This window comes from Streptomyces sp. NPDC003379 (assembly GCF_053589195.1).
In genome coordinates this window covers 1-19,919 of sequence record NZ_JBSFRK010000083.1, presented here as the reverse complement: position 1 = coordinate 19,919, position 19,919 = coordinate 1, and the positions used below count along the sequence as shown (strand labels likewise).

Below are 19,919 nucleotides of genomic sequence, written 5' to 3'. Positions count from 1 at the left end.
ACTGCTCGACCTGGCCCACGCGGCCCACGGCGAGGAGCGCCCCGGCGGCGACGGTGAGTGATGCGGCGAGCAGTCGGTGCATGGCGCGGTGCTCCAGACGCGGGAGGGGCCCCGTCTCGTCGAACTCCCCCGGGTGAGCCCCGGCGGTCGGGCGGCGGCCCGCTAGCCCACCGAGCTGTACGCCACCACACCGCGCAGCAGCTGGTCGACCGCCTTGCGGGCGTTCTTCGCGACCGTGCTGCCACCCTCGCGGGGAGCGGCCGCGGCGATCTGGCCCAGGACGTCGATGACCTGCTTGCACCAGCGCACGAAGTCACCGGCCGGCATCTCCGCCTCGCGGAGCACCTCGTCCAGACCCTTGCCGCTCGCCCACATGTACGCCGCCCAGGCGAAGCCCAGGTCCGGTTCGCGCTGGCCGACGCCCTCGGTCTGGCTGATCTTGAACTCTTCCTCCAGAGCGTCAAGACGGCCCCAGATCCGCACCATCTCACCGAGCGCCGCCTTCGCGGCGCCGGACGGCAGCTTCGGCGCGAGCGCGTCGTCGGCGACCCGCGACTCGTACACCAACGCCGAGACACACGCGGCCAGTTCGCCGGGACCGAGCCCCTCCCAGACACCGGCGCGCAGGCACTCGCTGGCCAGCAGGTCCAGCTCGCCGTAGAGGCGGGCGAGGCGCTTGCCGTGCTCGGTGACCTCGCTGCCCCGCAGATAGTCGAGCTCGGTCAGGAGCGCGACGATGCGGTCGAAGGTGCGGGCGATGGTGTTCGTACGCCCCTCGATGCGGCGCTCCAGCTGCGAGGTGTCGCGCTTGAGGCGGTGGTACCGCTCGGCCCAGCGCGCGTGGTCCTCGCGCTCGTCGCAGCCGTGGCAGGGGTGGGCGCGCAGCTCCGTGCGCAGCCGGACGATCTCCTGGTCGTCGGCGGCCGCCGCACGCCCCTTGCGGTGCCGGTCGGGCACGATGTGCCCGGCCTTGGTGCGCAGCGCGGAGGCCAGGTCGCGGCGGGACTGCGGCGAGCGGGCGTTGAACGACTTCGGGACGCGCATCCGCTCCAGGGCCTCGACCGGCACCGGGAAGTCCATCGACGCGAGCCGCTTGACCTGCCGCTCGGCGGTGAGCACCAGCGGCCGCGGACCGTCCACGTGGTCGAACCCGCGGTGGCCGTTGGCCCGCCCGGCGGGCAGCCCGGGGTCGAGGACGAGCGCGAGGCCCGCGTACTTCCCCGTGGGCACGTGGATGACGTCCCCCGGCTTGAGCTTCTCCAGGGAGGCCGCGGCGGCGGCCCTGCGCTGGACGGCTCCCTGCTTGGCCAGCTCGTTCTCGCGGTCCTTGAGCTCGCGGCGCAGGCGCGCGTACTCCTCGAAGTCGCCCAGGTGGCAGGTCATGGAGGCCTTGTAGCCCTCAAGGCCCTCTTCGTTCTTCTGCACCTGCCGGGAGATCCCGACGACCGACTTGTCGGCCTGGAACTGCGCGAAGGACGTCTCCAGAAGCTCGCGCGAGCGGTGCCGCCCGAACTGCTCGACCAGGTTCACCGCCATGTTGTACGACGGCTTGAAGCTGGAGCGCAGGGGGTACGTGCGTGTGCCCGCGAGTCCCGCCAGATGCTCGGGGCTCATGGCGCGCTGCCAGAGCACCACCGCGTGGCCCTCGACGTCGATGCCCCGGCGCCCGGCACGGCCGGTCAACTGGGTGTACTCGCCGGGGGTGATGTCGGCGTGCTGCTCGCCGTTCCACTTGACGAGCTTTTCGAGGACCACGCTGCGCGCGGGCATGTTGATCCCGAGGGCGAGGGTCTCGGTGGCGAAGACGGCCTTGACGAGGCCGCGTACGAACAGCTCCTCGACGACCTCCTTGAAGGTGGGCAGCATGCCCGCGTGGTGCGCCGCGATGCCGCGCTCCAACCCCTCCAACCATTCGTAGTAGCCGAGGACATGGAGGTCCTCGTCCGGGATCGAGGCCGTGCGCTCCTCGACGATCTCGCGGACCTTCGTCCGCGCCTCGTCGTCGTTCAGCCGAAGGCCCGCGTACAGACACTGCTGGACGGCCGACTCGCAGCCCGCGCGGCTGAAGATGAACGTGATCGCGGGCAGCAGGCCTTCGGAGTCGAGCCGCTCGATGACCTCGGGGCGGCCCGGCGTCCAGATCCGGGACCGCTGCCGGCGCTCGCGCTCGCGGTCGGCCTCGCGGATCATCTTGCCCTTGCGGCGGTCGCGCGGGTTGTACGAACGGCTGGCCTCCATGCGCGCCATGCGCGTGAGGTCGGGGTTGACCGCCTTCTTGTGGCCCTCGCCCTCCTCGAAGAGGTCGTACATCCGGCGCCCGGCGAGCACGTGCTGGAAGAGCGGCACGGGCCGGTGCTCGGAGACGATCACCTCGGTGTCGCCGCGCACCGTGTCGAGCCAGTCACCGAACTCCTCGGCGTTCGACACCGTGGCCGACAGGGAGATGAGCGTGACCGACTCCTGGAGGTGGATGATCACTTCCTCCCAGACGACGCCGCGGAAGCGGTCGGAGAGGTAGTGCACCTCGTCCATGACCACATAGCCGAGGTTCAGCAGCGACTGCGAGCCCGAATACAGCATGTTCCGCAGGACTTCGGTGGTCATGACGACCACCGGGGCGTCGCTGTTGACGCTGTTGTCGCCGGTGAGGAGGCCGACCTTGTCCGCGCCGTAGCGCTTGGCGAGGTCGGCGTACTTCTGGTTGGAGAGCGCCTTGATGGGCGTGGTGTAGAAGCACTTCTTGCCCTGGAGGAGGGCGAGGTGCACGGCGAACTCGCCGACGATCGTCTTGCCCGAGCCCGTGGGGGCGGCCACGAGCACGCCCTTGCCCGCCTCCAGCGCCCGGCAGGCCTCGATCTGAAAGGGGTCGAGGCCGAATTCGTACATCTCGCGGAAGGACGCGAGTGCGGTGGCCTGCTCGGCAGCGCGCTCGCGCGCCGCCGCATACCGCTCGGCCGGTGAGAGGTCCTCTGTCATCGTGCTTTCGAGACTACCGGCCACCACCGACAACGGACGATCATTATTGTCAGGCCAGGTCAGGTCACGTCGTCGAAGCCGTTGACACGGTGGTCGGACCGGCCGGTGCCCGCCTGCTCTGGCAGGGCCTTGGGCGCGGTGACGGATTCCATCTCGCCGATGTCCTCGGGCGTGAGGTCGATGTCGGACGCCTCGTCGTCGTCGAGCTCGGCGTCGGGATCCCGACGGGCGCGCCGCTTGTCGTTCAGCATCGAGAAGGCGACCGCGAGGAAGTACAGGACGACGATCGGACCCGCGAGGGCGATCATGCCGACCGGGTCGGTGGTCGGCGTCGCGACCGCGCCGAAGATGAACACACCCATGACGACACCGCGCCACCAGGTGATCATGCGCTTGCCGGTCACCATGCCGGTGAGGTTGAGCATGATCAGGAGCAGCGGCAGCTCGAAGGCCGCGCCGAAGATCAGGACCATCCGGACGGTGAAGTCGAGGATCTTGTCCATCGGCAGGATGTTCGCCGAGCCGTCGGGGGTGATCCCGAGGAGCACGCGCATGCTGATCGGCATGATCACGTACGCGAGCCAGGCACCGCCCGCGAACAGCGGCACGGCGGCGGCCACGAAGGCGTACGTGTACTTGCGCTCGCTCTTGTGCAGCCCGGGGGCGATGAACGCCCACAGCTGGTACAGCCAGACCGGGCTGGCGATGATGACGCCGGCCATGAGGCTCACCTTCACCGTGGTGGTGAAGGGCGACAAGAGGTCGGTGTAGGCGACGACGGCGCACTCGCCGCCCTTGCTCTCCAGACCGCCGTCAGGGCAGCGCGGCACCGGCGAAGCGAGGAATTTCATCAGCTCCTCGCTGTAGAAGGCGGCCACGACCGAGACGATCGTGATCGCCAGCATGCCCTTGGCGAGCCGGTTGCGGAGCTCGCGCAAATGCTCCGCGAGGGGCATCCGCCCCTCGGGGTCCTTCTCCTTCTTGCGGGCAGACTTGAGCAACCCACGTCCTCATCTCGTGCGGCAGGCCGGCCGGCGCCGGCCTTGGGTCAGCGCTTCGTCGTGTCGGTCGGCTCGGTGACCGGGCGCGAGCTGCTCACGTCGCCGGGGGCCGCCTGGATCGTGCGCTGCGGGACGGCGGGGTCGCTCGGCGGGTCGGCCGGGGCGGCGTCGTCCGTCTTGCTCTCGGACTTCATGGCCTTGGCCTCGCTCTTGAGGATGCGGGCCGACTTGCCGAGGGAGCGCGCCATGTCGGGCAGCTTCTTGGCTCCGAACAGCAGGACGACGATGACGAGGATGAGAACGATCTCGGTGGGGCCGAGCCTACCCATAGCTGTTTACCTTCTTCACCGAGGCGACAGGAGTCTGGTTGCCAGGCAGACCGGACATACATCCGATCTCCCGCTGTCAGCGATCGTAACCCCCCGGGGTAAACGCTCGGCAATCCCCGCGCGTACTCCGAGTGCGGCCCCCGCCTCGATCCGGGCCGCATCCGCAGCGTACCCGCCCCCCTCGGGCAGTTGACAGGTCGCGGAGGCTAGAGAGCCTCTCGCCCCGCACGGGCCACATCGGCAGCGGCCTTCTCCAGATCCTCGGCCGCCCGGTTGATCTGCCGTGTGGTCTCGGTCACTTGACGTGCGAGGCGCTGTGCCTCCACGAAGACCTTGACCGCCATTACGCCGAGGACGGCGAGGCCCAAGAAGCCCGCCGCGATCGCGAGCATCGCCCAGAACATGCGCCGAGCCTAGACGGTCGAGTGCAGACGCAGCGTCCGCACCCCGCCGCCGGTGAGAAGTTCGACGATGCGCTCGCCCGCGGGCTTGCGCACCGCGGCCCCGCACTCGGGGCAGGTGAAGGAGTAGAAGGTCGTGCGGCTGCTGGCGCCGATCGCCAGGCGCAGCGCTCCCGCGGAGAGCTCGAAGCGGGCGCGGCAGTCGGGGCAGGCGGCCGTGAAGAGGACGGGGACACGCGTCGCCTGCGTCGGCACTCCCGGCAGTCCGGACATCGTCGGTGTGCTCAACGTCCTTGCTCCCGCCTGTCGTGGGCCGGGTCGAGGGCCGGGCCGTGGGCCGGGTCGAGGGCCGGGCCGTGGGCCGGGTCGAGGGCCGGGCCGTGGGCCGGGTCGAGGGCCGGGTCGAGGGCCGGGCCGTGGGCCGGGTCGAGGGCCGGGCCGTGCGGCTTCTCGTACGGCTGGTCGTCGTCCTGGCGGTCGTCCTGGTGGTCGTAGGCCGCGAGTGCCTCGCGGGCCGCCTGCCGCGCGCTGTCCGCGAGCTGGGCCGGGGAGACGATCCGCCCGTCCCCGCCGAGCCGCAGCGCGAGCCGGCGCAGCGAGGCGGGCTCGGGGGTGCGCAGCGTGATGCGCAGGCCGCCGTCGGGCAGCTCGTCGGCGCTGTCGTGAGGGTAGTACTCGGCGACCCAGCGGCCGCCGGGGCCGACCTCCACGACGACCTCGGGGTCCTCGGCGGCGGGCTGCACGAGGCCTTCGGAGAGGTCGCGCAGCTCGACCTCGGGCGGCGCGGACGGCTCGTCGAGGATCTTGATCTCGGCGACGCGGTCCAGGCGGAAGGTGCGCCGCGCCTCGGAGCGGCGGCACCACGCCTCTACGTAGGTGTGGCCGACGCTGACCAGGCGGATCGGGTCGATCTCGCGCTCGGTGACCTCGTCACGGGCGGGCGAGTAGTAGCGGATCCAGAGCCTGCGGCGCTCGGAGATCGCCCGGTCGACGTCGGCGAAGACGCCACCCTCGGACTCGAAGGTCACCGAGAGGCGGGAGCTGGAGATCGCCGCCTCGCCGGCCGCGGTCTCCAGCTTCGCGGTGGCGCGCAGCAGCGCGAGGCGGTCGCTCTCCCGCAGGCCGGGCAGGGTGGCCACCGCGCGGGCCGCCACGAGCAGCGCGGTCGCCTCGTCGGCGGCGAGCCGCAGCGGGGCGGCCACGTCGTCCGGGTTGTGCCACCAGATGCGGTCGCCGTCGGTGTCGATGTCGAGCAGGTCGCCGCCGCGGAAGCTGGTCCCGCACAGCGGCAGCACGTCGAGGTCGGAGATCAGCTCGTCCGGGGTGATGCCGAAGGCGCGGGCGACGTCCTCGACGTGGGCGCCGGGGCGCTCGCGCAGATAGGTCACCAGCGACAGCATCCGCCGCGTCTGGTCGATGGCGTTCGAGGCCATTGTCTTCCGTCCCCTCAGCCCTTGGCCACGGCGCGCAGCCGGTCCACGACGTCGGCCCGCAGCTCGGCGGGGTCCAGGACCACCACGTCGGGGCCGAACTCCACCAGCCAGGCGTCGAGCCCGTGGCCGTAGGGAATCTCCAACTCGTCCCACCCGTCGCCCAGTTCCCGCACCGAGCCGGCCTTGGCCCGCAGCGGGTAGCCGGCCCCCGCGCGCAGCCGGATGCGGGCCGTGCGGTCGGCGCTCTCCCCCGCCCAGCTCGCGACGGTCTCACGCACCGTGACGACGTCCGGGACGTCGGCGGTGTACTTCCCCGCGCGGGCGCGGACCTTGCCGGTGATCCGCGAGAGGCGGAAGACGCGCTCGGCGCCCCGGTCGCGGTCCCAGCCCGCGAGGTACCAGTGGCCGCGCCAGCACTCGAGCGCCCAGGGCTCGACGTGGCGCTGCTCGGGCCGCGCGGCGGTGGCCTTGCGGTAGTCGAAGATGACGGGGCGGCGGTCGCGGCAGGCGAGCATCAGCGGTTCGAAGGACGCCTCGTGCACGGGGATGCGGGGCTCCAGGGCGCTGTGCGACCCGTAGGGGTCGGCGTCCTCGGGCAGTCCGGCGGCGCGCAGCTTCTGCAGGGCGCCGCTGGCGGCTCCGGCGAGGCGGGCCTGCTGCCAGACCTTGGCGGCGAGGCCCAGGGCGGCGGCTTCCTCGGCGTCTATGGTGATGGGGGGCAGACGGTTGCTGTCGCGGCGGGCGAGGTAGCCGACGTCGCCGTCGAGGTTCTCCACGGTCTCGATGACCAGGCCCAGCTCGCGCAGATCGTCCTTGTCTCGCTCGAACATCCGGTTGAAGGAGTCGTCCGACCCCGCCTCCAGATAGGCCTCGATGGACTCGCGCAGCTCCCGCTTGCTGAGCGGCCGCCGGGTCCCGAGCAGGCACAGCGCCAGATTCATCAGCCGCTCGGCCTTGGCAATGGCCATCGACGCCCTTTCTCGGCCGTACACATTGTGCTTCCGACCGATGACCGTACCGCCCCGGGGTGTCGGGGCAAAAGCCGAAGGCCCGTGCCGGACAGGCACGGACCCTCGGCGAAACGATCAGGCCATGGACGTCGTCAGACGGAGACCAGGTCGCAGACGAAGATCAGCGTCTCGCCGGGGGCGATGCGGCCGCCACCGGCGCCACGGTCGCCGTACGCGAGCTTCGCGGGGATGATCAGCTCGCGGCGGCCACCCACCTTCATGCCCTGCACGCCCTGGTCCCAGCCGGAGATGACCTGGCCGGCGCCCAGCTGGAACTCCAGCGGGTTGCCGCGGTTCCAGCTGGCGTCGAACTCCTCGCCGGTGCTGAAGGCGACGCCCACGTAGTGGACCTTGACGAAGTCGCCCGCCTTGGCGACGGCCCCGTCGCCCTCCCAGATGTCCCTGATCTGCAGCTCGGCCGGCGGCTCGCCACCCGGGAAGTCGACCTCGGGCTTCTCAATGCTCACGAAAATGCTCCTGCTTTGATACGGAAGGTCAGGTGGACAGTCTTACATCCCCGGGGCTCACGCCTTGGCGAGGATGTCCACGCAGAAGACGAGGGTGGAGTCCTTCTTGATGGTGCTGCCCTCCGGCGGCTTGTCGCCGTAGCCCAGCTTCGGCGGGACGACGACGAGGACGCGGCTGCCGACCTTCTTGCCGGTCAGGCCCTGTGCCCAGCCCTTGACGACCTGCGCCAGCTGGAACTGGGCGAGCTGGCCGCGCTTGTACGTGGAGTCGAACTCCTTGCCGTCCGCCCACAGGACGCCCTTGTACTGGCACAGGACGCTGTCGGTCTCCTTGATCTCCTCGCCGTCGCCCTCCAGGACGTACGACGCGACGAGCTTCTTGGGCGCGTCGGTCTTCGGGATGTCGATCGAGGGGGCCTTGCCGTCGGTGTCCGTGCCGACCTTGGGCAGGTCCTTGTTGGACTGCGCGATCTCCTTGCCCTTCGCCGAGCTCTTGGCGTTGAAGGTGCCCACGAGGTCGACGACGAACACGAGCGTGTCGGAGCCCTTGATGCCCGCCTGCTTGTTGCCCTCCTCGCCATATCCCATCTTCGGGGGAATGGCGAGCTCCACGCGGCTGCCGAGCTTCTTGCCGACCAGGGCCTGGTCCCAGCCCGGGATGACCTGGCCGACGCCGATCGGGAAGACCGTGGGGTTCCCCCGGTCGTAGGAGTTGTCGAAGACCTTGGCCGTCGCCCAGATCTGGCCGAGGTAGTCGGCCTGCAGATAGTCGCCCTTGACGACCTCCTTGCCCTTGCCCTCGATCAGCGTCTTGACCGCGAGGTCGGAGGACGCCTTGCCGGGGCCCTTGGCGACGGTCGGCTTCTGGCCGAACTTGTCGCCCTTCGTGATCTCGGGCAGCGGCCCGGCCACGATCTTCGCCGTCGGCGCGGCCGACGGCGAGTTGGTCGGGCTGTCGCTGGGCTTGGACTTGGCCTTGTCGGCCTTGTCGTCACCACAGCCTGCCAGCGTGAGCAGGCCGGCCGGGACGGCAAGGAGGAGGGAGCGTCGGCGCACGGTGGGGGCCTCGTATCGGTCGATCTTGTGGGTTGGCGTGCGCGCAACTCTACGGCGTGAGAAGGGCGCCGTACGAGGAACGTACGGCGCCCGCGTTGCGTTCCCACAACGCCACCGGCTTCACCCGGATCACATCCGGTCCACCCGGATCACATCCGGTCCGCCCGGATCACATCCCGGCGATGAGCTTCTCCACCCGGTCGTCCACCGACCTGAAGGGGTCCTTGCACAACACGGTGCGCTGTGCCTGGTCGTTGAGCTTCAGGTGCACCCAGTCGACCGTGAAGTCGCGGCGCTGCTCCTGGGCGCGCCGGATGAAGTCGCCGCGCAGTCGCGCCCGGGTGGTCTGCGGTGGCACCGACTTGCCCTCGAAGATCTTCAAGTCGTTGCAGATCCGGGCGGCTTGGCCCTTCCTCTCCAGGAGGTAGTACAGGCCGCGACGGCGGTGGATGTCGTGGTACGCGAGGTCTATCTGGGCGACCCGCGGATGCGACATGGTCATGTTGTTCTTGGCGCGGTACCGCTCGATGAGCTTGTACTTCATGACCCAGTCGATCTCGGTGCCGATGCGGTCGAGGTCCTCGGACTCGATCGAGTCCAGCGTGCGGCCCCACAGTTCGAGCACCTGCTCGACGGTGCCGGTGCGGATGCCGCGGCGGTCGACGAAGTCCACCGCCTTCTCGTAGTACTCGCGCTGCACTTCGAGGGCGGATGCCTCGCGGCCACTGGCCAGGCGCACCTTGCGGCGGCCCGTGATGTCGTGGCTCACCTCGCGGATGGCCCGGATCGGGTTCTCCAGGGTGAGGTCACGCATGACCGTGCCCGCCTCGATCATGCGCAGCACCAGGTCGGTGGCGCCGACCTTGAGGAGCATGGTCGTCTCGGACATGTTCGAGTCGCCGACGATGACGTGGAGCCTGCGGTAGCGCTCGGCGTCCGCGTGCGGCTCGTCGCGGGTGTTGATGATCGGCCGGGAGCGGGTGGTCGCCGACGACACCCCTTCCCAGATGTGCTCGGCGCGCTGGCTCACGCAGTACACCGCGCCGCGCGGTGTCTGCAGCACCTTGCCGGCGCCGCAGAGCAGCTGCCGGGTCACGAGGAACGGGATGAGGATGTCCGCGAGCCGGGAGAACTCTCCGTGCCGGGCCACCAGATAGTTCTCGTGGCAACCGTAGGAGTTTCCCGCCGAGTCGGTGTTGTTCTTGAAAAGATAGACGTCGCCCGCGATCCCCTCCTCGTGCAGGCGGCGTTCGGCGTCGACGAGCAGGCCTTCCAGGATGCGCTCGCCTGCTTTGTCGTGGGTGACCAGCTCGGTCACGTTGTCACATTCGGGGGTGGCGTATTCCGGATGTGATCCCACGTCAAGATAGAGGCGGGCGCCGTTCCGCAGGAATACGTTGCTGCTGCGGCCCCATGACACAACACGGCGGAAGAGGTAGCGCGCCACCTCGTCAGGCGACAGGCGGCGCTGTCCCCTAAACGTGCACGTGACGCCGTACTCGTTCTCCAGCCCGAAAATGCGGCGGTCCATGACTGAACATTACGCCTGATGCCCGGCACTGAAACCGGGTTCGACAGCACCGGTTCGATCATTTTCCGATGAATCCGCAACGACCGCTGTTTCACGGACCGGCACCAGTACCCGCGTCGTGGCCAGCAAAACCAGCAAGGCGGCCGCTCCCGCGAGCGCAGGAACGGCGAACCCCCCTGTGGTCCCGCCCCACTCGACCACCGGCCCCGCACCGGCCGTCCCGAGGGACGTCCCGACCGTGAACGTGGTCACCAGCCAGGAAAACGCCTCGGTGACCGTGCCGCGCGGGGCATGCCGGTCCACGATGATGAACGCGCAAGCCAGCGAGGGCGCGAGGAACACGCCGGCGAGGGCCATCAGCGCAATCATCGCGGGCGCGTCCGGCATCAGCGTCAACGGCACATAGCAGACTGCCAGCAGGGCTACGAGGACGCTCAGCCGCCTCTCCGGTACGCCCCGCCACCGCCGCGCCCCGTAGAAGGAACCCCCGACCAGCGCACCGAGCCCGATGGCCGCCATCAGCCAGCCGTACACCGCGTCACCGCCGTGCCCGTCCGCGTACGACAGACCGGCGACGGTGATGGCGCCGAGCGCCACGCCGATGAAGAGGAACGCGCCGAGCAGTGCGAGAAGTCCGGGCGAACGCAGGGCCCCGAGCCAGTGCGCCTCCCGCGGCGCCGAGCGCCACGCGCGTGAAGGCTGGGACACCACTACGGAGAGCGCGCCCAGCACGCCGACAGCGTTCACGACGAGCAGGGCAGCCTGTTCCGACCAGAGGGCCACGCAGCCCGTGACGAGCAGCGGTCCGACGGTGAACATCACTTCCTGGGCGACCGCGTCCATGGCGTAGGCCGCGTGGACCTGCTCCTCCTTGCCCAGCACGCTGGGCCACAGGGCCCGCAGACCGCCTTCCAGCGGCGGTGTGAACAGACCCGCCGCCCCTACGGCCACGTAGGCGAGAACCAGCCGGTCGGGCCCGGTGAAGGCGAAGGCCGCCATGGCGAGCGCGGAGAGCAGGGCTGCGGGCAGCTGCACGCGCGGCTGGCCGTGCAGGTCGACCAGGCGTCCGAGCAGCGGCTGCCCCACCGCGTTGGCCACGCCGTACACCGCGGCGAGGGCGCCCGCCAGGCTGTAGCTGCCGCCCTCGGCGCGGATGAACAACACGATGGCGATCGCGGACGTGGCGTTGGGCAGCCGGCCCACCAGCGTCCCGGCGAGCAGCCGTGTCGCGTACCGCGTCCGGAGGATCTCCGCGTATCCCGCAGCCATGCCCTACCGCCCCTCCCCCACGCCGCGACGGCCGGGGTTTTACGTATAACGTCCGGCGTCATACGTACCATGAGCGCTGTCCACGGGTCCACCGCGTTCCCGTCCCGCGGGCACGACCAGGGAGGTAAACAGTGGCCGGGCCACAGCACGAAGCCGGGGCCCCCCGCCCCACGAGCCGCGACGTCGCCCGCGCCGCCGGCGTCTCACAGGCCACCGTGTCCCTCGTCCTCGGCGACAAATGGCGTGGCCGGGTCGCCGAACCCACCGCCGAGCGCGTACGGACTGCCGCACGGGAGCTGGGCTACCGCCCCAATCTCGCCGCCCGCAATCTGCGCCTGGGCCGGACCAGGACGGCGCTGCTCGTCGTCCCCGCCCTCACCAACGAGTTCTTCGCGCACGTCTACAACGGCGCCGCCCGCGTCGCCGCCCGCCACGGCTTCGGCGTCCTCCTCTACCTCTCGCCCGACGGCACCGGCCCCGCCCGCGACCCCTTCGACTCGGCGCGCGCCTCACTGGACGGCGTGCTCGCCTCCTCCATGGCCTCCGACACGCTCGCCACCATCCGCGGCGACGACCTGCCCCTCGTCATGCTCGACAGCGACCCCGCCCGCAGCCTGGGCGCCGCCACCGTCAACCTCGACCTCGCCGACGGAATGCGCCAGGTGACGGAGCATCTGCTCGCCCTCGGCCACCGCGACGTCCTCCACCTCGCGGCGGCCGTGGACGCCTGGACCTTCGACGTACGCGCCGACGCCCTCACCGCTGCGCTCCGCGGCACTCAGACGGCCGTACGACACGTCGCGGCACCCCTGACCGTCAACGCGGCCCGCACCGCCGCGGAAGCCGCTCTGGCCGCTCCGGGTCCTCGCCCCACAGCGGTCATCTGCGACGACGACTTCCTCGCCGCGGGCGTCTGCAAGGCCGCACGACGCCTCGGGCTCCGCGTCCCCGAAGACCTCTCGGTGACCGGCTTCGACGATCTGACCCTCGCGACCGCGGTCGAGCCCGAACTCACGACCGTGCGCCTGCCCGCCGAGCGCTTCGGCGAGCGCGGCATGGAGTCCCTGGTCGCCGTCGTCGAGGGCCGCACCCCCGAGGCCGGTCCGCTCCCCGTCGAACTCGTCGTCCGCGGCTCGACGGGACCCGCCCGCTAGCCCGGCCCGGGCCCACCCTCCCCGGGCACGCGAACGCCCCGCGTCCCGGCCGGATGGCCGGAGCGCGGGGCGCACACCGCGGCGGGACTGTCGCGGCGGACTACTCGACGTCGCCGCCGGACCGCGGCGCGGGCCCGGCGTCCTCGTCCGTATCACCGGCCGCGTCCGTCGCGCCGCCCTCGTCGAGCAGCCGCGACAGCTGACGTCCCACGATTCGCTTGAACTTCCGCTGCTGCGGCCGCGTCCGGTCGAGCACCGCCACCTCAAGGCGCTCGGCGGGGATCTCCCGCTCCGTGCCGTTGGTGTCACGCGAGAGCGCACGCACGGCCAGCTTCAGGGCCTCCGCGAGCGTCATGCCGTCGTTGTGGTGCTGATCGAGATACTGGCTGATCTGTTCGGCGTTGCCGCCCACGGCCAGCGAACCGTGCTCGTCGACGATCGAACCGTCGTGCGGAAGGCGGTAGATCTGATCGCCCTCGCGCGTGGCGCCCACCTCGGCGACCACCAGTTCCACCTCGTAGGGCTTCTCCGCCGCGCTGGAGAAGATCGTGCCCAGCGTCTGCGCGTACACATTCGCCAGGCCGCGCGCCGTCACGTCGTCGCGGTCGTAGGTATAACCACGGAGATCGGCGTAACGGACACCGCCGATCCGGAGGTTCTCGTACTCGTTGTACTTTCCGGCGGCCGCGAAACCGATGCGGTCATAGATCTCGCTGAACTTGTGCAGCGCACGGGACGGGTTCTCGCCGACGAACACGATGCCGTCGGCATACTGCAGGACGACCAGACTGCGGCCGCGCGCGATGCCCTTGCGGGCGTATTCCGCCCGGTCGGCCATCTGCTGCTGGGGTGATACATAGAACGGCGTCGACACCGGATCCGTCCCTTTCTGTCAAAAAACTTCAGTCGGTAACGAATTCGGAGCGATCAGAGCAGCGCGGCGCGCGGGCCGTCCGGCTGTTCCAGCCGCTTCTCCAGGATCGACCGGGCGATCGCGGAGGACTCCTCGTCCGTGAGCCGCCGGAAACCCTCGTCGGAGATGACGGTGACGATGGGGTAGATCCGACGGGCCACGTCGGGGCCGCCCGTGGCCGAGTCGTCGTCGGCGGCGTCGTACAGCGCCTGGACCACGAGGGTCGTCGCCTGCTCCTCCGTCAGACCGTCGTGGTACAGCTTCTTCATCGCACCACGCGCGAAGACCGAACCGGAGCCGGTCGCCGCGAACCCGTGCTCCTCGGAGCGGCCGCCCGTGACGTCGTACGAGAAGATGCGCCCCTTCTCGCGGTCCACGTCATAGCCGGCGAAGAGCGGCACCACGGCGAGGCCCTGCATGGCCATGCCGAGGTTGCCGCGGATCATCGTGGAGAGACGGTTCGCCTTGCCCTCCAGGGAGAGCGTGGCACCCTCCACCTTCTCGAAGTGCTCCAGCTCGAGCTGGAAGAGCTTCACCATCTCCACGGCGAGTCCCGCCGTGCCGGCGACGCCCACCGCGGAGTACTCGTCCGCGGGAAAGACCTTCTCCATGTCCCGCGACGCGATGACGTTCCCCATCGTGGCCCGACGGTCACCGGCGAGCACCACGCCGCCCGGGAACGTCACGGCCAGGATGGTCGTGCCGTGCGGAGCTTCGAAAGCACCCTGCGTGGGCGGCATTTGGCGATTGCCGGGCAGGATCTCGGGCTGGTGCACGGACAGGAAGTCCATGAAGGACGATGATCCAGGCGTCAGGAAGGCAGTCGGTAGACGCCCGGTGCTACGAGTGTTGGCTTCCACGAGGATCCCTCCAGATAGGCGGCAGCCCGACGAACAGCGTCGGGATCGTCTCCCAACTTGCCGATGGCCGAATTGCAGTTGAAGCACAGTACGCCACGGACCTTACCCGTCTCGTGACAGTGATCCACATGGATTGCGGGAGCGTGGGAACACGCTGCCCGCGGCCGCTCTTCCCCGCGCCGCGAGCAACGCTTCACGTCCACACCCTCGAACACACAAACCCCCCGAGGACCTTGGATTCGAAGGTCAAGTCGGTCTACTGTCCACCCTTCTGGACGAAGGACCTCACGAAGTCCTCGGCATTCTCCTCGAGGACATCATCAATCTCGTCCAGGACGGAGTCCACGTCGTCGCTCAGCTTCTCCTGGCGCTCCTTGAGGTCCTCGGAAGTCTGCGCGTCCTGCGTCTGCTCCTCGGTCTCCTCGGTCGAACGCGTCGCCTTCTGCTGTCCGCCGCCGGTGTCCTTGGTCGCCATCTACCTCACCCCGCTCGGTTAGACGTTGTTGATCAGACCCTACAAGCCGGGTCCGACATCGGCCCCGCGCTTCGTTCAACGTGCGGGACCCACCTCTGTGATTCCCCCGCCGGTGACCTTTCAGCCGCCGGAGAGCACCCGAACCAGATCCTCTGCCGAGCGGCAGCGGTCCAGGAGTTCCTTGACGTGGTTCCTGGTGCCGCGCAGGGGCTCCAGGGTCGGCACTCGTTGCAGAGAGTCACGGCCGGGCAGGTCGAAGATGACCGAGTCCCATGAGGCCGCGGCCACGTCGTCCGCGTACTGCTCCAGGCAGCGGCCGCGGAAGTACGCACGGGTGTCCTCGGGCGGCTTGGTGGTGGCCCGCTCCACGTCCGCCTCGTCCAGGAGCCGCTTCATCTTGCCGCGTGCCACCAGGCGGTTGTACAGACCCTTCTCGGCCCGTACGTCGGCGTACTGGAGGTCGACCAGCTGGAGGCGCGCGGCGTCCCAGTCGAGGCTGTCGCGGCGGCGGTAGCCCTCCATGAGCTCCCGCTTGGCGACCCAGTCGAGCTCTCCGGAGAGGCTCATCGGATCGCTCTCCAGGCGACCGAGCACGTCCTCCCAGCGGGCCAGGACGTCCTTGGTCTGCTCGTCGGCGTCGGAGCCGTAGCGCTCCTCCACGTACTTGCGGGCGAGCTCGAAGTACTCCATCTGCAGCTGGACAGCGGTCAGCGAGCGGCCGCTACGGAGCGTGACGAGATGCTGGAGCGTCGGGTCGTGGGAGACCTGGTGCAGGGTGCGCACCGGCTGCTCCACGGCGAGGTCGACAGCGATGAAGCCGTCCTCGATCATGGCGAGGACGAGCGAGGTCGTGCCCAGCTTGAGGTAGGTGGAGATCTCCGAGAGGTTGGCGTCGCCGATGATGACGTGCAGCCTGCGGTACTTCTCGGCGTCCGAGTGCGGTTCGTCGCGGGTGTTGATGATGGGCCGCTTGAGGGTCGTCTCCAGGCCCACTTCCACTTCGAAGTAGTCGGCGCGCTGGCTGAGCTGAAAGCCGTGCTCGTGGCCGTCCTGGCCGATGCCGACGCGTCCGGCGCCGGTGACGACCTGGCGGGAGACGAAGAAGGGCGTGAGGTGGCGCACGATGTCCGAGAAGGGGGTCTCCCGCTTCATCAGGTAGTTCTCGTGCGTGCCGTACGAGGCGCCCTTGTTGTCGGTGTTGTTCTTGTACAGGTGGATCGGCTGGGCCCCGGGGAGCTGGGCCGCGCGGTCGGCGGCCTCGGCCATGATGCGCTCGCCGGCCTTGTCCCACAGGACCGCGTCCAGGGGGTTGGTGATCTCCGGTGAGCTGTACTCGGGGTGCGCGTGGTCTACGTAGAGGCGTGCTCCGTTGGTCAGGATGACGTTGGCGAGGCCGATGTCCTCGTCGGTCAGCTGGCTGGAGTCGGCGGCCTCGCGGGCGAGGTCGAAACCCCGCGCGTCCCGCAGCGGGTTCTCCTCCTCGAAGTCCCAGCGGGCGCGTCGCGCCCGGTGCATCGCCGCGGCATAGGCGTTGACGATCTGGGACGAGGTGAGCATGGCATTGGCGTTGGGGTGGCCGGGGACAGAGATGCCGTACTCCGTCTCAATGCCCATTACTCGCCGTACAGTCATGCGGCCCTCCTTGCCCGGCGGCGCTCCCGTTCGGGAACGGCGCTCAAGTACCGCTGGTTCTCCGGTGCGTGTGCGGTGCCCGTCCCCGCACTGCGCGACTCGGCGGTACCGAAGAGCCTAGAACGCCTTTGCGCTGGTGGGGAGATCATTGTCTTCATTGAAAAGCAGACGGCTGCGGGTACCCGTGAAGGACACCCGCAGCCGCCCTGGGTTCTACAGGTATTGACCGGTGTTCGCCACCGTGTCGATGGAGCGTCCGGTGTCCGCGCCCTGCTTTCCGGTGACGAGGGTGCGGATGTACACGATCCGTTCGCCCTTCTTTCCGGAGATGCGGGCCCAGTCGTCCGGGTTGGTGGTGTTGGGCAGGTCCTCGTTCTCCTTGAACTCGTCGATGCAGGCCTGGAGGAGGTGCGAGACCCGGATGCCCTTCTGGTTCGCTTCGAGGAAGGCCTTGATGGCCATCTTCTTGGCGCGGCCCACGATGTTCTCGATCATGGCGCCGGAGTTGAAGTCCTTGAAGTACAGGACTTCCTTGTCGCCGTTGGCGTACGTCACTTCGAGGAAGCGGTTCTCCTCGGACTCCGCGTACATCTGCTCGACGACGGACTGGATCATGCCGTGCACGGTGGCGCGCCGGTCGGCGCTGTGCTCGGTCAGGTCGTCGGCGTGCAGCGGGAGCCGCTCGGTGAGGTACTTGGCGAAGATGTCCTTCGCGGCCTCGGCGTCCGGGCGCTCGATCTTGATCTTGACGTCGAGTCGTCCGGGCCGCAGGATCGCGGGGTCGATCATGTCCTCGCGGTTGGAGGCGCCGATGACGATGACGTTCTCCAGCCCTTCCACGCCGTCGATCTCGGCGAGCAGCTGAGGGACGATGGTGTTCTCCACGTCCGAGCTGACACCGGATCCGCGGGTGCGGAAGAGGGATTCCATCTCGTCGAAGAAGACGATGACGGGGGTACCCTCGCTCGCCTTCTCACGGGCACGCTGGAAGACCAGGCGGATGTGGCGCTCGGTCTCGCCGACGTACTTGTTGAGGAGCTCGGGGCCCTTGATGTTGAGGAAGTAGCTCTTCCCCGTGGGCTGCCCGGTGACCTCCGCGACCTTCTTGGCAAGGGAGTTGGCGACGGCTTTCGCGATCAGCGTCTTGCCGCAGCCGGGAGGGCCGTACAGCAGCACGCCCTTGGGCGGCCGCAGTTCGTGCTCCTTGAAGAGGTCGGGGTAGAGGTACGGAAGTTCGACGGCGTCCCGGATCATCTCGATCTGGCCGCCGAGACCGCCGATCGCCTCGTAGCTGATGTCGGGGACTTCTTCGAGGACGAGCTCCTCGACCTCGCTCTTGGGCACGACCTCGTAGACGTAGCCGGAGCGGGGTTCGAGCAGGAGGGCGTCGCCGGCGCGGATGGTGACGTCGCGGAGAGGCTCGGCGAGCCGCACCACTCGCTCTTCGTCGGTGTGTCCGACCACCAGCGCGCGGTCGCCGTCCTCAAGGATCTCCTTGAGGGTGACGATGTCGCCGACGCTCTCGTACTCCATGGCCTCGACCACGTTGAGCGCTTCGTTGAGCATTACTTCCTGGCCGCGCTTGAGCTCTTCGAGCTCCACGCCGGGGCTGACGTTCACCCGGAGCTTGCGGCCCCCGGTGAAGATGTCCGCCGTGCCGTCCTCGTTCGCCACGAGGAAGACTCCGAAGCCGGCCGGTGGCTGTGCGAGCCGGTCGACTTCCTCCTTGAGGGCCACGATCTGGTCGCGGGCCTCGCGGAGCGTGTTGGCGAGCCGTTCGTTCTGCGCGGACACGCCGGCCAGGTTGGTCTGCAGCTCGACGATCCGCTCTTCGAGAATCCTCGTATGACGCGGAGAGTCGGCGAGCTTACGTCGCAGGACGGCGATTTCCTGCTCGAGATAGGCAACCTGACCGGCAGGGTCTTCAGACCCTCGTCCCGGCCGGATGCCGCGGTTGTTGTCGTCGTCGTGGGCTGCCACGGTCCTCACCTCCTCCAAGGGGAGCTGGACGCTTCCAGACCCTACCTGGGTGGGTGTCGATTGAAACCCCTAGATCACAAAGACGAGGGGGTGTGTCCGATCTTCACCCTTGCGCTCTCCCTCACGTCAGGTGAATACCCACCCAACAACATCGGAAAGCGGACGGTTGTATCGTCGAAGTGTTCAACACCCGTCAGAGCTGGCCCGACTTACTGCACAGTCGGCCCGCTCGACGCAGCGACCGGCAGGAGAGATGACCGTGCGGCACGACGCCGAGACCGGCAGTGAGGGCCATGATCTGCTGGAGGTCTGGATCGACCAGGACCTCTGCACCGGGGACGGCATCTGCGCGCAGTACGCGCCCGAGGTATTCGAGCTGGACATCGACGGACTGGCCTATGTGAAGAGCGGGGACGACGAGTTGCTCCAGGCACCGGGGGCCACAACACCCGTGCCGTTGCCACTGCTCCGGGATGTCACCGACTCCGCGAAGGAGTGTCCGGGCGACTGCATCCACGTACGTCGTGTTTCGGACAGGGTCGAGGTGTACGGCCCCGACGCCGAGTGACCCGGCGCCCGCGGGCGCGTCAGACGCTGCGGGCCCCGGCGGGCGTCGTCCGCTCGAACGTGCCGTCCTTCCATTGCCACTTGGCCGCGTCCTCGCGGTCGGGGCAGCAACGGGGGACGTCGAGCGAGGAGTAGCCGAGCAGGGTCGCGGTGACCGCGCCGTCACGCACGGCGAAGTCGCTCACGTTCAGGCGGTCCTTCGGGTCGACGAGGGTGGCCACCACGCGCGGCTTGCCCGCCTCGGGGCGGGTGAGCACATAGACCCCGTCGGGCGGGGTACCCGAGCCGGCCCGGCAGTGCACGACGGCCACGGTCTCGGCCCGGCCGTCGCCGTCGAGGTCGCCGGTGGCCTTCTTCTTCACGACAGGCTCCACGGTGCCGCAGTCCAGGGGGAACTCCACGGAGGCCGGGTCCGGCGCGGGGGCCGGTGCGGGCGCGCCCGCGGCGGTTCTCCCGGGTGGCTGCGGTCCTGACTGGGCGGCGGTCGCGGGGTCGGGCTGCAGGAACGCGGAGCCCGCGACGACGGCGGCCAGCGCGGCGGCGGTGGCCAGCCAGTGGACGGGGCGGGTGGTGGTGTGTGCCAGTTCCGGGACGGCGGGGTGCTGCACTAGGAAGTGTCTCCTGTGAGGGCTGTGCCGGTGGGGTGGCCAGCATCGTGCCATAGGTCACAGTGAGGTGGAACACCGGGGTCCGGTGGGTCTCGCGGTTCTTCGGGTACGCGGCTGGTGCCTCGTCAACGAAACGGCGCCGCCGCCGAGTTCCCTGGTCGGGCGGCTCGCCGAACTGCTCGGCGCGGACCCCGCGGAGCCCCCCGGCGCGCTCGGCGCCGTACCCCCACAAAGGGACCCGCAAAGAGACCCGCAGA

Annotated in this window: 19 protein-coding genes and 1 pseudogene; 2 read left to right on the top strand and 18 right to left on the bottom strand. The window is 69.4% G+C overall.

Annotation, left to right across the window (positions count from 1 at the left end; genetic code table 11):
- Positions 1–162: 162 nt before the first annotated feature.
- From ACWDVB_RS38710 to ACWDVB_RS38660, 11 genes are all read right to left on the bottom strand, one after another.
- On the bottom strand, positions 163–2,976 hold the full coding sequence (locus ACWDVB_RS38710) for a DEAD/DEAH box helicase (RefSeq protein ID WP_451519662.1): 2,814 nt from the start codon (positions 2,974–2,976) through the stop codon (positions 163–165).
- A gap of 59 nt (positions 2,977–3,035) precedes the next feature.
- Positions 3,036–3,932, bottom strand: coding sequence for a twin-arginine translocase subunit TatC (gene tatC / locus ACWDVB_RS38705; RefSeq protein ID WP_451519664.1), 897 nt, complete (start codon positions 3,930–3,932; stop codon positions 3,036–3,038).
- A gap of 92 nt (positions 3,933–4,024) precedes the next feature.
- The gene (gene tatA, locus ACWDVB_RS38700) at positions 4,025–4,306 is read right to left on the bottom strand and encodes a Sec-independent protein translocase subunit TatA (protein WP_451519661.1); all 282 of its coding nucleotides are present in this window, start codon (positions 4,304–4,306) and stop codon (positions 4,025–4,027) included.
- 206 nt (positions 4,307–4,512) lie between these two features.
- Positions 4,513–4,710, bottom strand: coding sequence for a hypothetical protein (locus ACWDVB_RS38695; RefSeq protein ID WP_451519660.1), 198 nt, complete (start codon positions 4,708–4,710; stop codon positions 4,513–4,515).
- 9 nt (positions 4,711–4,719) lie between these two features.
- Complete coding sequence (locus ACWDVB_RS38690; RefSeq protein ID WP_451519663.1) at positions 4,720–4,980, bottom strand: hypothetical protein; 261 nt, start codon at positions 4,978–4,980, stop codon at positions 4,720–4,722.
- Positions 4,981–4,991: 11 nt separating this feature from the next.
- Positions 4,992–6,140, bottom strand: coding sequence for a helix-turn-helix transcriptional regulator (locus tag ACWDVB_RS38685; RefSeq protein WP_451519659.1), 1,149 nt, complete (start codon positions 6,138–6,140; stop codon positions 4,992–4,994).
- A 14-nt stretch (positions 6,141–6,154) separates the two neighbouring features.
- Positions 6,155–7,108, bottom strand: coding sequence for a helix-turn-helix transcriptional regulator (locus ACWDVB_RS38680; protein WP_451519658.1), 954 nt, complete (start codon positions 7,106–7,108; stop codon positions 6,155–6,157).
- A gap of 134 nt (positions 7,109–7,242) precedes the next feature.
- Positions 7,243–7,617, bottom strand: coding sequence for an FKBP-type peptidyl-prolyl cis-trans isomerase (locus tag ACWDVB_RS38675; RefSeq protein ID WP_451519657.1), 375 nt, complete (start codon positions 7,615–7,617; stop codon positions 7,243–7,245).
- A 57-nt stretch (positions 7,618–7,674) separates the two neighbouring features.
- Positions 7,675–8,673 carry an FKBP-type peptidyl-prolyl cis-trans isomerase gene (locus ACWDVB_RS38670; protein ID WP_451519656.1) on the bottom strand — a complete coding sequence of 333 codons (999 nt, stop codon included), beginning with the start codon at positions 8,671–8,673 and terminating at the stop codon, positions 7,675–7,677.
- A gap of 169 nt (positions 8,674–8,842) precedes the next feature.
- The gene (pafA, locus tag ACWDVB_RS38665) at positions 8,843–10,204 is read right to left on the bottom strand and encodes a Pup--protein ligase (RefSeq protein ID WP_451519655.1); all 1,362 of its coding nucleotides are present in this window, start codon (positions 10,202–10,204) and stop codon (positions 8,843–8,845) included.
- Between the two features lie 9 nt (positions 10,205–10,213).
- Positions 10,214–11,473, bottom strand: a complete 1,260-nt coding sequence (locus tag ACWDVB_RS38660) for an MFS transporter (RefSeq protein WP_451519654.1) — start codon at positions 11,471–11,473, stop codon at positions 10,214–10,216.
- 131 nt (positions 11,474–11,604) lie between these two features.
- Here ACWDVB_RS38660 and ACWDVB_RS38655 point away from each other — a divergent pair, with 131 nt between their 5' ends.
- Positions 11,605–12,627: a LacI family DNA-binding transcriptional regulator gene (locus tag ACWDVB_RS38655; protein WP_451519653.1), complete on the top strand. Its 1,023-nt coding sequence runs from the start codon at positions 11,605–11,607 to the stop codon at positions 12,625–12,627.
- A 100-nt stretch (positions 12,628–12,727) separates the two neighbouring features.
- Here the strand turns inward: ACWDVB_RS38655 and prcA are convergent, their stop codons facing one another.
- From prcA to arc, 6 genes and pseudogenes are all read right to left on the bottom strand, one after another.
- Positions 12,728–13,501 (bottom strand): proteasome subunit alpha, encoded by a 774-nt coding sequence (gene prcA, locus ACWDVB_RS38650; protein ID WP_451519652.1) that lies wholly within the window; start codon positions 13,499–13,501, stop codon positions 12,728–12,730.
- Between the two features lie 53 nt (positions 13,502–13,554).
- Complete coding sequence (gene prcB, locus ACWDVB_RS38645; protein ID WP_451519651.1) at positions 13,555–14,400, bottom strand: proteasome subunit beta; 846 nt, start codon at positions 14,398–14,400, stop codon at positions 13,555–13,557.
- Positions 14,352–14,552, bottom strand: a pseudogene (locus ACWDVB_RS38640) (endonuclease VII domain-containing protein); the annotation flags it as partial. The gene prcB and the pseudogene ACWDVB_RS38640, both read right to left, overlap by 49 nt.
- A gap of 104 nt (positions 14,553–14,656) precedes the next feature.
- Positions 14,657–14,875: a ubiquitin-like protein Pup gene (locus tag ACWDVB_RS38635; RefSeq protein WP_451519650.1), complete on the bottom strand. Its 219-nt coding sequence runs from the start codon at positions 14,873–14,875 to the stop codon at positions 14,657–14,659.
- A gap of 120 nt (positions 14,876–14,995) precedes the next feature.
- Entirely contained in the window at positions 14,996–16,507 is a 1,512-nt protein-coding gene (dop, locus tag ACWDVB_RS38630) for a depupylase/deamidase Dop (RefSeq protein WP_451519649.1), read from the bottom strand.
- 213 nt (positions 16,508–16,720) lie between these two features.
- On the bottom strand, positions 16,721–18,487 hold the full coding sequence (gene arc / locus ACWDVB_RS38625) for a proteasome ATPase (RefSeq protein ID WP_451519648.1): 1,767 nt from the start codon (positions 18,485–18,487) through the stop codon (positions 16,721–16,723).
- Between the two features lie 253 nt (positions 18,488–18,740).
- Here arc and ACWDVB_RS38620 point away from each other — a divergent pair, with 253 nt between their 5' ends.
- Positions 18,741–19,055 (top strand): ferredoxin, encoded by a 315-nt coding sequence (locus ACWDVB_RS38620; protein ID WP_451519647.1) that lies wholly within the window; start codon positions 18,741–18,743, stop codon positions 19,053–19,055.
- Positions 19,056–19,074: 19 nt separating this feature from the next.
- On the opposite strand, the gene ACWDVB_RS38615 is transcribed toward ACWDVB_RS38620, so the two are convergent.
- Positions 19,075–19,662 carry a hypothetical protein gene (locus ACWDVB_RS38615; protein WP_451519646.1) on the bottom strand — a complete coding sequence of 196 codons (588 nt, stop codon included), beginning with the start codon at positions 19,660–19,662 and terminating at the stop codon, positions 19,075–19,077.
- Between the last annotated feature and the right edge of the window lie 257 nt (positions 19,663–19,919).

Bases quoted from the DNA above. Each gene is read 5' to 3' on its own strand.
- dop (WP_451519649.1), bottom strand. From the start codon at position 16,507: ATGACTGTACGGCGAGTAATGGGCATTGAGACGGAGTACGGCATCTCT.
- tatA (WP_451519661.1), bottom strand. From the start codon at position 4,306: ATGGGTAGGCTCGGCCCCACCGAGATCGTTCTCATCCTCGTCATCGTC.
- ACWDVB_RS38660 (WP_451519654.1), bottom strand. From the start codon at position 11,473: ATGGCTGCGGGATACGCGGAGATCCTCCGGACGCGGTACGCGACACGG.
- tatC (WP_451519664.1), bottom strand. From the start codon at position 3,932: ATGCCCCTCGCGGAGCATTTGCGCGAGCTCCGCAACCGGCTCGCCAAG.
- ACWDVB_RS38690 (WP_451519663.1), bottom strand. From the start codon at position 4,980: ATGTCCGGACTGCCGGGAGTGCCGACGCAGGCGACGCGTGTCCCCGTC.
- ACWDVB_RS38680 (WP_451519658.1), bottom strand. From the start codon at position 7,108: ATGGCCATTGCCAAGGCCGAGCGGCTGATGAATCTGGCGCTGTGCCTG.
- ACWDVB_RS38620 (WP_451519647.1), top strand. From the start codon at position 18,741: ATGACCGTGCGGCACGACGCCGAGACCGGCAGTGAGGGCCATGATCTG.
- ACWDVB_RS38685 (WP_451519659.1), bottom strand. From the start codon at position 6,140: ATGGCCTCGAACGCCATCGACCAGACGCGGCGGATGCTGTCGCTGGTG.
- ACWDVB_RS38635 (WP_451519650.1), bottom strand. From the start codon at position 14,875: ATGGCGACCAAGGACACCGGCGGCGGACAGCAGAAGGCGACGCGTTCG.
- ACWDVB_RS38695 (WP_451519660.1), bottom strand. From the start codon at position 4,710: ATGTTCTGGGCGATGCTCGCGATCGCGGCGGGCTTCTTGGGCCTCGCC.
- ACWDVB_RS38710 (WP_451519662.1), bottom strand. From the start codon at position 2,976: ATGACAGAGGACCTCTCACCGGCCGAGCGGTATGCGGCGGCGCGCGAG.
- pafA (WP_451519655.1), bottom strand. From the start codon at position 10,204: ATGGACCGCCGCATTTTCGGGCTGGAGAACGAGTACGGCGTCACGTGC.